Raw genomic sequence first — 12,775 nt, 5'->3', positions numbered from 1 at the left:
GGCATCATCATCGCCGATACCAAGTTCGAATTCGGCCTCGATGACAATGGCGTTTTGCATCTGATGGATGAAGTGTTGACAGCGGACTCGTCCCGCTTTTGGCCCGCCGATTCCTATGCGCCGGGCATGTCGCCGCCGTCGTTCGACAAGCAGTTCGTGCGCGATTATCTCGAAACCTTGACTGATTGGAACAAGACTGCGCCGGCACCGGCATTGCCTGCCGACGTCATCGAAAAAACAGGTGCGAAATACCGCGAGGCCTTGATGCGCCTGACCGGCTCGTCGTTAAAGGATTGATATGACAGACTCGCTCGCAAGCACGCATGCAGGTACGCCGCTCGTTGGCGTGGTGATGGGGTCCTCGTCGGATTGGGAAGTCATGCAGCATGCGGTTGCGATGCTGAAGGAATTCGGCATTCCGCATGAAGCGCAGGTCGTCTCCGCGCACCGCATGCCGGACCAGATGTTCGCCTATGCGGAATCGGCGCGTGAACGGGGCCTGCGCGCGATCATTGCCGGCGCCGGCGGTGCGGCGCATTTGCCGGGCATGCTCGCGGCGAAAACCATCGTACCGGTGCTTGGTGTACCGGTCCCTTCCAAATATCTGCGCGGCGAGGATTCGCTGCTGTCCATCGTCCAGATGCCGAAAGGCATCCCGGTGTCCACCTTTGCCATCGGTGAAGCCGGTGCCGCCAATGCGGCGCTGACGGCGATCGCGATGCTGGCGGCGACCGACGACAAGCTGGCTGCCCGCCTGCTGGAATTCCGCAGCAAGCAAACCCAGGCCGCGCAAGCAATGACACTTCCGGTATGAGCGATTTTCATCACCCCTTTCTCCCATCTGCAACGCCCGCAACCTGGCTCGGCATGATGGGCGGCGGCCAGCTAGGCCGCATGTTCGTGCATGCCGCGCAGAAAATGGGCTTTAAAGTGGCGGTGCTGGAACCGGCCGCCGATTGTCCCGCCGGCCATGCGTCGGACCATTTGCTGAGCGCCGGTTATACCGATGCGGCGGCACTGAATGCATTGGCGGACCAGTGCGTCGCCGTGACGACCGAGTTCGAGAATGTCCCGGCGCAAAGCCTCGCGACACTGGCGGAACGCGTCTTCGTCGCTCCGTCAGCGTCTTGCGTATCGATCGCCCAGGACCGCATCGAAGAAAAGCGCTTTTTCACCGAATGCGCCGACCGTTCCGGCGTGCTGCCCGCGCCCTACAAGGTGATTTACGCGGAGTCGGACCTCGATGAGATTCCCGATCATCTGCTGCCAGGCATCCTGAAGACCGTGCGCATGGGTTATGACGGCAAAGGTCAGGTAAGGGTGCGCAGCCGCGACGAAGCGCGCGCGGCATTTGCCGGCATGAACGGAGTTGCGTGCGTGCTCGAAAAAATGCTGCCGCTGGCTTACGAGATTTCGGTGCTGGCTGCACGCGGCGCGAATGCCCAGTCGGTGGTGTATCCGATTGCGGAGAACGTGCATCGTGACGGCATTCTCTTTACCACCACCGTGCCCGGACCAAACGTCGAAGCCGCCTGCGCTCAACGCGCACAGGCGGCTGCGCTGGAAATCATCAGCCGGCTCGGTTACGTCGGCGTGCTATGCATCGAGTTTTTCGTTTTGAAGGATGGCTCGCTTGTAGTGAACGAAATGGCGCCGCGTCCGCATAACAGCGGCCACTACACGATCGATGCCTGCGTCACCAGCCAGTTTGCACAGCAGGTCAGGGCAATGGCGCGGCTGCCGCTGGGCGATGTGCGCCAGCATTCGCCTGCGGTCATGCTGAACATCCTTGGCGATATCTGGTTCGACGGCGCATCCGAACAGATTCGCGAGCCGGCCTGGGACAAGGTGCTGGCGCTGCCTGGCGCCAACCTCCACCTGTACGGCAAGGACGACCCTCGGCGCGGCCGGAAGATGGGTCATGTGACTTTCGTTGCCCCAACCCTGACGCAGGCGCAGGAAAGCCTGCTCGCCGCCTGCGGCATCCTCGGCATCCCGGCCTGATTCCATGGCAGCGCAAACCGACATCGATGCGGCGGCGCGCCTGCTGGAAAGCGGTGAACTGGTCGCGTTTCCAACCGAGACGGTGTACGGTCTCGGCGCCGATGCCGAAAATCCGGCAGCCATCGCGAAAATCTATGCCGCCAAGGGGCGTCCGTCCAATCATCCCGTCATCGTCCACCTCGCGCCTGCAGCGGATATCGGCCGCTGGGCAACATCCATTCCGCCACTGGCTGGCGCGTTGATCGATGCGTTCTGGCCAGGGCCGCTCACTCTCATCCTCAAGCGCGCATCCGCCATTCCATCGGCAGTATCGGGCGGACAGGATTCGATCGGCTTGCGTTGCCCGTCGCATCCAGTGGCGCAGGCGTTGCTCAATGCCTTCAAGGCAGGCGAAGGCGGTGTCGCGGCACCGTCCGCGAACAAGTTTGGTCACGTCAGCCCAACAACCGCCCGGCACGTACGAGACGAATTCGGCGATGGCCCGGATAGTGCCGTGCGCTGCATTCTCGATGGCGGACAGAGCGATGTCGGTATTGAATCAACGATTCTCGACCTGTCGCGCGTGGATGTGCTCGGCCCCGTCCTGCTGCGGCCCGGGCACATCAGCCCCGAAGACATCGCCCGTGTCATTGGCCGGCTTCCGACTTCCGCCGATGCCGCCGCCCCGCGTGCGTCCGGCACGCTCGATGCGCACTATGCCCCGCGCACGCCGGTCGTTCTGTCAGCGCCCGACCGGCTGCCTGACATCGTGCAGCAACTCAATACCGCCGGGCGCAAGGTGGCGCTGATGCGGCGCACGCTGCCGCACGCGCCGGATGTGGCGGCACAATTGGCGTTACCCGTTGCGCCGCATGGCTATGCGCACGATTTGTATGCCGCATTGCGCGCGATGGATCTGGCAGGCGCCGATCTCATTATCGTCGAGGCGCCACCCCAGGACGCCGAATGGCAGGGTATCAACGATCGACTGCGCCGCGCTGCGCACGATTCGACCGGCATTCTTTCTACCTTTTTTACATCCTCCTCCACTTAGGGCATTGGTCGCCCGGCGCTAATGCGGCATCCACGATCTGGCCGATCAGATAACGATGGACGGCACTGGTAAGCCACATTCATTGTAAATACGACAATAAAAACGTATCCGCTGTGACATAATGTTCCGCGGAAATTTCTTCCGCGATCACAATAAAAAACAGCTTTCATTTCGGGGAGCGCCATGCGCACAAAACTCATTGGCCTTGCCACGGCCGTCATTGTCCTGCTCGCAGCCGGCTACTGGTTCGTTACCCATCGCGAATCCGGCAATGCAGGGAACACCGATGCAGCCGCCGTGTTCCAGTTGGTCGATGCCGCCGACCGCAGCCTCGACGGCGCGCCTGCGCTGGCGCTCACCTTCAGCCTGCCGCTCGATGCCGGCAAGGGATACGACAAATACATCCAGGTATTCGAGATGCCGACGCCGATCGATGCGACGCAGGCAAGCCAGGAAGAGCAGGAAGAAGTCCCGTATCTGCCTGCCGCCAAGGGCGCCGCCTACAAAGTCAGCATGAGGCCGGAAGATACCGACACCAAGGGCGGCAAGCCGGTTTCCGGCGCGTGGGTCGTGGGGGAGAACCCGCGCCTGCTGTTCTTCCCACACATCAAGCCGCAGACGCGGTATGTCGTCTATGTGCAGCCCGGGCTGCCAGCCAGGGGCAACGCCAAGCTGGCATCGGAAGCGCGCTATTCCGTGCTGTCAGCCCCGGTATCGCCGGCCTACTATTTCGCCAGCAACGGCATGGTGCTGCCCGCCAAGCAGAACGGCGGCCTGCCTGTGGTCACCGTCAATGTGCCGGAAGTCGATATCCAGTTTCTCCGCGTCAAAAGCGATCAATTGCCGCGCTTCCTCGATCGCGTGATCAATTGCGCCAAAACAGCACAACTTGCCAACCCCGGCAACGATGAAGCCGGTGAAGAGGAAGGCGACCATGACTGGCGCCGCAGTTCCCTGCGCGGCGCCGTCTATGTCGATCAGCTTGACGACCTGCGCAAGCTGACCGACAGCGTGTTCGCCGGGCGCTTTCTCACCGAGCAGCGGCAAAACCGGCGCGGCGTCACGTACATTCCGGTCGAAGGCATCACGGAACTGAAGGAGCCTGGAATTTATGTTGCTGTGATGAGCCAGCCGGGCCGCTTCCGGTACGAATTTCAGACAACGTATTTCTATGTCAGCGATCTCGGCCTGCATGTCCGGCTGTTCGACAAGAGCGCCGATGCCTTTGTCAGTTCACTGGTCGATGGCAAGGCGATCAAGGGCGTCGAAATTTCCTGGATCGACAGCCAGGGCAAGGTCCTGGCGCGCAGCGAAACCGATGGCGACGGCCATGTGCTGTTTGCCGACAAGCCCAAGGATGCGAAGGTCGTGCTGGCACGCAAGGACAAGCAGGTGTCGATGATCGCGCTGAAGGAACCGGCGCTTGACCTCTCCGAATACGACGTCATCGGTGCGCCTTATAAACCGGTGCGGCTGTTCGCCTACTCCGGGCGCAACCTGTACCGGCCGGGCGAAAGCTTTGACATGTCGGTACTGGCGCGGGATGCCGATGGCAGGCCGGTACCGGCGCAGCCCATCCAGGCGGTGCTGAAGCGGCCGGATGGCAAGAGCCAGTTTACCGCCACCTGGCGTCCCGATGAGCGCTTTGCCGGCTACTTCGTCAGGAAGCTGGAACTGCCCGCGGATGCGCCTACCGGTTTCTGGACGCTCGAACTGCGCAGCGATCCGGCTGACAAGGTACCCGGCACGGTGTACCGATTTGGTGTCGAGGAATTTTTGCCGGAGCGCATGAAACTCGACCTGAACACGCAGCAAACAGCGCTTGCGCCAGAGAAGCAATTCGCCATCGATTTGCGCGGCACTTACCTCTACGGTGCGCCGGCAGCAGGAAATCGACTGCTCGGCGTTGCGCACTTTGAACGCAACAAGAATCCGCTCGCCAAGCAGTACCCGGGTTTTGAGTTCGGCGACGTGGCCGAAGAGGAAGCAAAAACCCGCAAAGAGCTGGACGAGCAGGCACTGGACGCGGATGGCACCGGGCAGCTGGATGTCGATCTGTCGCCGGCGGCAAAGCGCCGTTCGCCGTTCACGGTGCGTGCCACGATCAGCCTGCTGGAATCCGGCGGCCGCCCGGTAGTGCGCAGCATCGAACGCGTCCTGTGGCCGGCACCGGTGCTGGTCGGCGTGCGGCCCCTGTTCACCGGCGAGTATGCGCGGGAAAACAGCCCTGTCGACTTCGAAGTGATAAGGGTCGGACAGGATGGCACGATCAAACCGGCGGCCGCGATGCCAGTGCGGCTGTTCCGCGAAGACCGTAACTATTACTGGCGCTTCGAAGACCAGCGCGGCTGGCATTCAGGCTTTACCGAAAGCGAGGAGCTGGTCGAAACATCGACCGTGACGGTGCACGCCGGCGCGCGCACCAAGCTGCGCCTGCCGGTGCGCTATGGCCGCTACCGGCTTGAAATTCTCGACCCGGAAACCGGGCAGCAAACCGCCTACCGTTTCTATGCCGGCTGGAGCGCCCGCTCGGACGAGACCCAGGGCGTCAGGCCCGATCGAGTCGCGCTCAAGCTTGATAAACCCGCTTACCGCGACGGCGATACCGCCCGCCTCACGATCACCCCGCCGCACCAGGGCGAGGCGCTGGTGACGGTGGAGGGCGACCGTACCCTGTGGGTCAAGCGGCTCGCCGTATCAGGCGAAACGGCCACGGTCGACATCCCGCTGCACCGTGACTGGAAACGACATGACCTGTATGTGTCGGTGATCGTCCTGCGCCCGGGCAATGAGGGTGACCGGGTAACGCCGGCGCGGGCGCTCGGCATCGTTCACCTGCCGCTGGAACGCGCCGAGCGTAAGCTTAATGTCACGCTGGAAGCGCCGCCCAAGGTGCTGCCCGAAACGACCGTCAAGGTAAAAGTCAAGGTGCCGGAAGCGAAAGGCCAGAAGGCCTTCGTCACCCTGTCTGCGGTGGACACGGGCATTCTTAACATCACCCGGTTCGCGTCGCCCGATCCGCATGGCTACTTCTTCGGCAAGCTGCGCTACGGCGCCGACCAGCACGACATTTACGGCCGCCTGATCGAAAAAATGCAGGGGCAGAAAGGCAAGCTGAAATTCGGCGGCGACAACACGCCGAAGCCCACCCGCAGCCTCCCCAAGAAAGTCAAGCTGGTCGACCTGTTCAGCGGACCGGTCGTATTGAACGAGCAGGGTGAAGCGGAGATACCGCTGGTACTGCCCGACTTCAACGGTGCGCTGCGGCTGATGGCGGTGGTGGCCGGTGCAGACCGCTACGGCTTCAAGGACGCGGACATGACGGTCGCCGCGCCGCTGGTGGCGGAACTCGCCGCGTCGCGGTTCCTGTCCTTCGGCGACAGCGCGATGGTGGCGCTCGACCTGCACAATCTGTCCAGCACCGGCCAGCAGCTCAAGGTGGCGGTGAGCGGCGGCGATGGCTTGCAGATGAAGCAGGGGGATCAGTCGGTCACCCTCAAGGACCAGGAGAAGCGCACCCTGCGTTTCCCGGTCGAGGCGCGGCCGATACCGGGGCTGCATACCATTTCGGTCAAGGTCAACGGGCAGCAGATCAAGCTGGAACGCCAGTTTCCGTTAATGGTGCAGGCGCCGACGCCGCAACAGCAATTCACGCGCCGTTTCAGCATCAAGCCGGGCGAAACCCTGGATCTCAAGGATGCCGAACTGTCCGGCCTGCATCGCGGTTCCGCGCTGGCGCACCTGGTGTTGTCGGACAAGGCGCCGATCGATGTGCGCTCCGCCATCCAGGGCTTACTGAGCTACCCGTACGGCTGCACGGAGCAAACCACCAGCACCGCCTACCCGCATGTCTTCGTCGATGAGGACGCCGCGCGGCGCTTCGGTTTGAAACCGTACACCCGTGAGCAGCGCATCGACATGCTCGACAAGGCGGTCGCCCGCCTGTCCGCGATGCAGGCACCGAACGGCGGCTTCAGCCTGTGGGGCAATGTCAGCGAATACGAGTACTGGCTGTCCGCCTATGTCACGAGCTTCCTGCAGGATGCGCGTGAACAGGGATTTGGCGTGCCCGATGCGATGTACCGCAAGGCAACCGACTTCCTGCTGCGTGGTTTGCAGGACGGCGTGTCACGCATGCCGGCGACAGCCGCCAGCACCGGCGCAAATGACCATGCCGGCAACAGCGTCTGGACCGACAACCGCGCCGCCGACAACGGCCGCTTCAATGTACTGGCCTACGGCGCCTACGTGCTCGCCCGCGAAAACCGCGCACCCCTGGCAACCCTGCGCCAACTCCATGAATCCCGCGCCCGGGCGCATTCCGGCCTGCCGCTGATCCAGCTTGGCATCGCGCTCAAGCTGATGGGCGATCAGGCCAGGAGTGACACCGCGATTGCCGAGGGTCTACGCAAGGGGCGCGACAGCGGGTGGTGGGCCGACTACGGCAGCCCGCTGCGGGATGCGGCAATGTCCTCGGCACTGCTGGAGCGGCACCAAATCAAGGCGGAGGGCCGCGACAACCTGGTTGCAGTCATTGCCGCTGAAATGGAGAAGTCACCGTATCACTATTTCAGTACACAGGAAAAACTGGCACTGTTCCTCGTCGGCAGGTCCTATGCCGGCGACAGCGGCAGTCAGTGGACAGCCAGCATCGACGCAGGCGGCGGGCAGGAGGCGCTGTCGGGCAAGGCAACCCTTTTCCGTGAAGTGTCGACCGGCGATCTCGCCAACGGCATGAAGGTGATCAATACCCATAAGACGACGCTGTACGCGGAGCTGTCGCTGTCCGGCAATCCGATCAAGCTGCCGGCGGCAAAGAACGACCCGATCGATCTGACCAGGATCATGCATGCACCGGACGGCAGTCCGATCGGCAGCCGGGCGCTGAAGGTCGGCGAAACGGTACTTATGCGCATCACAGCCCGTTCGAAGACGCCGATCGGCACCGGCATGGTGGTCGACCGCATACCGGCCGGCCTGGAAATCGAGAACACCAATATCGTGCAAGGCGAGCAGATGGCATCGGTCAATATCGCCGATGTCAACCCGGCGCAGGCGATGAGCGATTCGCGCATCAAGCACGTGGAGTTCCGCGATGACCGCTTCGTCGCTGCGGTCCGGCTGGACAGCCAGCCGTTGACGCTGTTCTATCGCGCCCGGGTGGTGACGCCAGGGAAGTTCATCGTGCCGCCCGTGTATGCGGAAGACATGTACCGGCCGGATATCTATGGCCTGAACGGAGGCGCCGACACGCTGACGATCGTGAATGCGAATGCCCCTGCGGCCAGGCCGGTGGCGGATAAATTGAAAGCGCAATGATGGCAACGCCGATATGGCGGCGGTTTTCGTCCGCCATCGTTCGCAAGCGTTGGCGCTGGCTGGCCGTTGCCCTGGTCTTGCTGCTGGCGCTGCTGGCGCTCGACAGGCTCTTTCCCTTACCCGCGCCGGGACGCGATTCCCCGTATGCACTGGTCGTTCTGGCGCGCGACGGTACACCATTGCGCGCTTTTCCGGACAACCAGCATGTGTGGCGGCATGCTGTCGCACTGCAGCAGGTTTCGCCGCTCTACCTCGAAGCCCTGGTCGCTTATGAGGACCGCGCGTTCTGGTGGCATCCGGGGGTCAATCCGCTTGCGCTTCTGCGGGCAGGCTGGCAATGGGCGGTCAATGGAAAGATCGTCTCCGGCGGGTCCACGATCACCATGCAGGTGGCGCGCCTGATCGAGCCGGTTCCGCGCACGGTGGCCGGCAAGTTGCGGCAAATCATCCGGGCGCTGCAGATCGAGTGCCACTATTCGAAAGCGGAAATCCTTAACCTCTATCTGAATTACGCACCCATGGGCGGTGTGCTGGAAGGCGTGGAAGCCGCAAGCCGCGCCTATCTCGGCAAGCCATCGGTCCGCCTGACCCATGCGGAAGCCGCCTTGCTCACCGTGCTGCCGCAGATGCCCTCGCTGCTGCGGCCGGATCGCTATCCGCAGCGGGCGCAGTCCGCCCGCGACAAGGTATTGCGGCGCATGTCCGGACGCTGGCCCGATGCGGCGATCGCCGATGCGCTGACCGAGCCGGTCATTGCGCAGACCCTCCGCGAGCCGCTGCTTGCGCCGCTGCTGGCGGAGCGACTGAAGCGTGGTGCTGCCGGCAAAGCAAAAATCGACACGACGATCGATGCAGGCGCCCAGGCCACGGTGGAAGCGCTGCTCGCCGACCGTGCGCGAACCTTGCCGCCGCGCGTCTCGCTGGCGGCGATGGTGCTCGACAATGCCAGCATGGAAGTACTGGCTTATGCAGGTTCGGCGGACTTCAGCGACGACGATCGCTTCAGCCATGTCGACATGGTGAGGGCAGCGCGTTCGCCCGGTTCGACGCTCAAGCCTTTCCTGTATGCCTTCGCGCTCGACGAGGGCATGATTCACTCCGAATCGCTGCTGTCCGATACCCCGCAATCCTTCTCCGGCTACCAGCCGGGCAATTTCCAGCAATCTTTCCACGGCCCGGTCAGCGTTTCGGAGGCGCTGGTCAAGTCGCTCAACGTGCCGGCGGTGGAAGTACTCGAACAACTCGGTCCGACGCGCTTCGTCGCCATGCTCAGGCGGGGCGGGCTTGCGCTTGAATTCCCGCGCGGCGGCACGCCTAACCTCAGCGTAATTCTCGGCGGCGCCGGCGCCACGCTCGAGGACATGGTCGGCGCCTATGCCGCGTTTGCACGGAAGGGACTAGCGGCCGTCCCGCGATTTACACCCGATGCGCCCAAACGGGAACAGCGCATGATGAGTGAAGGGGCAGCGTTCATCGTGCGCGACATCCTCGAGACCGGCGGTCCGATCGGAAGGGCGGTCGAGGGGCAGGGCGGGTACCGCGGCATTGCATGGAAAACCGGCACCAGCTTCGGATTCCGCGATGCCTGGGCCGTCGGTGTCGGCAATCGCTATACCGTCGGCGTCTGGGTCGGCAGGCCGGACGGCACACCCAACCCGGGATTTTTCGGGGCCAACGTCGCGGCACCGCTGCTGGCGGATATTTTCACTGCCCTGCCCGGCGGGCGTGCCGCCAGTCCGAACCCGGCTCCGGACAGTGTTACGCAGGAAAAAATATGCTGGCCGCTCGGCACCCGCGCGGCCGGGACGGACCCTGCGCTATGCCCGATCCAGCGCACCGCGTGGACGCTCGCCGGCGCTGCTCCCCCGACATTCGCGGACCGTCTTCAGGCCGGTACGCCGACGCTGACCTATTTCGTCGACCACGCAAGCGGGCTGCGCGTCATGCCGGACTGCACTGCGGAACCGTTCGCGCAGCGGCAGACCGCACGCTGGCCGGCCTCGCTCGAGCCGTGGCTGGATGCAGGGTTGCGCAAAAATGTGACGCCGCCGCCATGGACGCCCCGCTGCGCACAGGCGTATCGCCCTGCTGCGTCAATCAAGATCGTCGGGTTGAATGATGGTGAAGTTCTGCGCCGCGCAACGAACGGCGCGGTTCCCCGTGCCCGGCTCGATATTCGTGGCTCGCGTGAGGACATTAACTGGATGGTGAACGGCCGACTGTTGTCGCATCAGGCAAAGGCCGGGGAACAGTTCGTTGAATTTCCGGCGCCCGGCCGGTATGACATCAGCGCCTTCGACAGTCATGGCAGGTACGACCGTATCAGCGTACGTGTCGACTGATGGACTGCTGGAGAAGGTGGCGAATGAAGGGGGCGAATGGGCAAATTCCGATCGCGAAGCCTCTTTATTGCTTGTGGCGCAGTTGCATAATCAATGCGTAGTGAAAAACGACCAGGGGATTCGACGACTTGAGTACCGTCGCTCCAGGAAAGAAGCAGCCTTCATCCAGCTTGCCGTCCGCTAATTTCCTAATTGCGTGGAAACAAAACGCCCGCCATGAAACACCAGCGCCGGGCGCGGCGACACATCGCAGCGTTCCACTTCCCCCACAAAAATCACGTGGTCGCCTTCCGGATAACGACTACGGTTATGGCATTCGAACCAAGCCGCGACACCCTTTAAAATCGGCAGGCCGGTATGTGACAGGACAAAGTCCACACCCTCGAAGCGATTCTCGATCCGCATCGCAAACCGCTCCGCCAGCGCCGCCTGGTCGCCCGCGAGAATATTGATCACGTAATGGGAGTTGCCGGTGAATACCGGCAGGCTGCTCGCGCCTTGCGCAAGGCTCCACAACACCAGCGGCGGGTCCAGCGATACGGAATTGAATGAGCTTGCCGTCAAGCCGAGAAAGCTGCCGTCCGGCAGGCAGGTGGTGATCACGGTAACGCCGGTGGCGAATTGGGACAGCGCTTGCCGAAAATGCCGGCTGTCGAATTCCGGCGGCACCGCTTGCAGAATGGGAGTAGACATCTGAATTCCAGGAAATTTCGTTCATTATGCCGAAAATCAGCCGTGCGGGGAGGAAGGGGCCCTATGCCGGAAACGCGTTGGATCAAATTGAGCACGATCAAGAAATTGCGGCGGATAATCGAATGTCATAGGCAGCCGCAAGGCTTTGCGCTAGAGTCGTAACCATTGAATAACCGGAGTGAATCATGGCAACCGAAATTGCAACCCTGGGCGGAGGATGCTTCTGGTGTCTGGAAGCCGTCTACCAGGAATTGAAAGGCGTCGAACAGGTGGAGTCCGGCTATACCGGCGGACGCGTGCCGAATCCGACGTATGAGCAAGTGTGCGAAGGCACGACAGGTCATGCGGAAGTGGTGCGGATCACCTTCGATACCGACGTCGTCACCTATCGTGAAGTGCTCGAAATCTTTTTCACCATCCACGATCCGACCACGCTGAACCGGCAGGGCAACGATGTCGGCACCCAGTACCGTTCGGTCATTTACTACCATTCACCGGAGCAGCAGGACACGGCCAAGCATGTCATTGCCGAGATGGCGAATGTATGGGACGCGCCCATCGTCACGGAGCTGAGCCCGGCCGAAATCTACTACAAGGCCGAGGAATATCATCAGAACTATTTCCGCCAGCATCCGTTGCAGGGATATTGCGCATTCGTCGTCGCGCCGAAAGTGGCGAAATTCAGGAAGACGTTCTCCGAGCGGATCAACAGCAAGGTGGGATAAAAAGCGCCGATTACGGACGTCAGTCAGGGCTGCAGCCGTTGCCTCAGCCAGCTGCCGTCCTGTTGCAGGACATAGGCAATACGGTCGTGCAGGCGTGATCGCCTGCCTTGCCAGAATTCAATGTATTCCGGCTTCAACCGGTAGCCGCCCCAATGTTGCGGACGTGCGGGACATTCACCGTACTGCTGTTCCGCCGCTTCAAACTGTTTTTCAAGCCGTTCGCGGCTGTCGACAGGCTGGCTTTGTGCCGACGCAATCGCGCCGATGCGGCTCTTCAACGGCCGGCTGTTGAAATAGGTTTCGCTTTCCTCCGCTGCGGTGCGTTCCACCGAGCCCTCGATGCGCACCTGGCGCTCCAGTTCAACCCAGTGAAACAGCAACGCCGCATGCGAATTGGCGGCCAGTTCGCGTCCCTTGCGGCTGTCATAGTTGGTGAACCAGGTGAAGCCGCGTTCATTGACGTCCTTGATCAACAGGATACGCGACGAGGGACGGCCATCGGCGCCGACCGTCGACACGCCCATCGCATTTGGCTCCGGGATTTGCGCCGAGATGGCCTCGTCAAACCAGCGCTTGAATTGCGCAATCGGATCCGGATCGACATCCGTCTCCGACAGGCTGGCGTGACTGTAATCCTTGCGTAAATTGGCAATCGACAT

The 12,775-nt window shown here is 62.4% G+C and carries 9 protein-coding genes; 7 read left to right on the top strand and 2 right to left on the bottom strand.

The window, feature by feature from the left end; all coding sequences use genetic code 11:
* From V7080_RS03095 to pbpC, 6 genes are all read left to right on the top strand, one after another.
* Positions 1-297: phosphoribosylaminoimidazolesuccinocarboxamide synthase (locus tag V7080_RS03095; RefSeq protein WP_334186932.1), on the top strand; the 297-nt coding region annotated here is incomplete at its 5' end.
* A 1-nt stretch (position 298) separates the two neighbouring features.
* Positions 299-814 (top strand): 5-(carboxyamino)imidazole ribonucleotide mutase, encoded by a 516-nt coding sequence (purE, locus tag V7080_RS03090; RefSeq protein WP_334186931.1) that lies wholly within the window; start codon positions 299-301, stop codon positions 812-814.
* Positions 811-2,004 carry a 5-(carboxyamino)imidazole ribonucleotide synthase gene (locus V7080_RS03085; RefSeq protein WP_334186930.1) on the top strand — a complete coding sequence of 398 codons (1,194 nt, stop codon included), beginning with the start codon at positions 811-813 and terminating at the stop codon, positions 2,002-2,004. The genes purE and V7080_RS03085 overlap by 4 nt, the downstream gene beginning before the upstream one ends.
* Positions 2,005-2,008: 4 nt before the next feature.
* On the top strand, positions 2,009-3,037 hold the full coding sequence (locus tag V7080_RS03080; RefSeq protein ID WP_334186929.1) for an L-threonylcarbamoyladenylate synthase: 1,029 nt from the start codon (positions 2,009-2,011) through the stop codon (positions 3,035-3,037).
* Between the two features lie 183 nt (positions 3,038-3,220).
* On the top strand, positions 3,221-8,356 hold the full coding sequence (locus V7080_RS03075) for an alpha-2-macroglobulin family protein (RefSeq protein ID WP_334186928.1): 5,136 nt from the start codon (positions 3,221-3,223) through the stop codon (positions 8,354-8,356).
* Complete coding sequence (gene pbpC, locus V7080_RS03070; protein WP_334186927.1) at positions 8,353-10,698, top strand: penicillin-binding protein 1C; 2,346 nt, start codon at positions 8,353-8,355, stop codon at positions 10,696-10,698. The genes V7080_RS03075 and pbpC overlap by 4 nt, the downstream gene beginning before the upstream one ends.
* Before the next feature lie 180 nt (positions 10,699-10,878).
* On the opposite strand, the gene V7080_RS03065 is transcribed toward pbpC, so the two are convergent.
* Entirely contained in the window at positions 10,879-11,391 is a 513-nt protein-coding gene (locus V7080_RS03065; RefSeq protein ID WP_334186926.1) for a flavin reductase family protein, read from the bottom strand.
* 185 nt (positions 11,392-11,576) lie between these two features.
* Here V7080_RS03065 and msrA point away from each other — a divergent pair, with 185 nt between their 5' ends.
* A complete protein-coding gene (msrA, locus tag V7080_RS03060) occupies positions 11,577-12,116 on the top strand; it encodes a peptide-methionine (S)-S-oxide reductase MsrA (protein ID WP_334186925.1) in 540 nt (179 codons plus the stop codon).
* A 23-nt stretch (positions 12,117-12,139) separates the two neighbouring features.
* Here msrA and pdxH read toward each other — a convergent pair whose 3' ends face one another.
* Complete coding sequence (pdxH, locus tag V7080_RS03055) at positions 12,140-12,775, bottom strand: pyridoxamine 5'-phosphate oxidase (protein ID WP_334186924.1); 636 nt, start codon at positions 12,773-12,775, stop codon at positions 12,140-12,142.

This window comes from Noviherbaspirillum sp., from assembly GCF_036846085.1.
Lineage (GTDB): Bacteria > Pseudomonadota > Gammaproteobacteria > Burkholderiales > Burkholderiaceae_D > Noviherbaspirillum.
Note: the sequence above shows the minus strand (reverse complement) of the source record. Positions and strands in the feature narration are given on the sequence as shown.

Bases quoted from the DNA above. Each gene is read 5' to 3' on its own strand.
- purE (WP_334186931.1), top strand. From the start codon at position 299: ATGACAGACTCGCTCGCAAGCACGCATGCAGGTACGCCGCTCGTTGGC.
- V7080_RS03085 (WP_334186930.1), top strand. From the start codon at position 811: ATGAGCGATTTTCATCACCCCTTTCTCCCATCTGCAACGCCCGCAACC.
- V7080_RS03080 (WP_334186929.1), top strand. From the start codon at position 2,009: ATGGCAGCGCAAACCGACATCGATGCGGCGGCGCGCCTGCTGGAAAGC.
- V7080_RS03075 (WP_334186928.1), top strand. From the start codon at position 3,221: ATGCGCACAAAACTCATTGGCCTTGCCACGGCCGTCATTGTCCTGCTC.
- pbpC (WP_334186927.1), top strand. From the start codon at position 8,353: ATGATGGCAACGCCGATATGGCGGCGGTTTTCGTCCGCCATCGTTCGC.
- V7080_RS03065 (WP_334186926.1), bottom strand. From the start codon at position 11,391: ATGTCTACTCCCATTCTGCAAGCGGTGCCGCCGGAATTCGACAGCCGG.
- msrA (WP_334186925.1), top strand. From the start codon at position 11,577: ATGGCAACCGAAATTGCAACCCTGGGCGGAGGATGCTTCTGGTGTCTG.
- pdxH (WP_334186924.1), bottom strand. From the start codon at position 12,775: ATGTCGATTGCCAATTTACGCAAGGATTACAGTCACGCCAGCCTGTCG.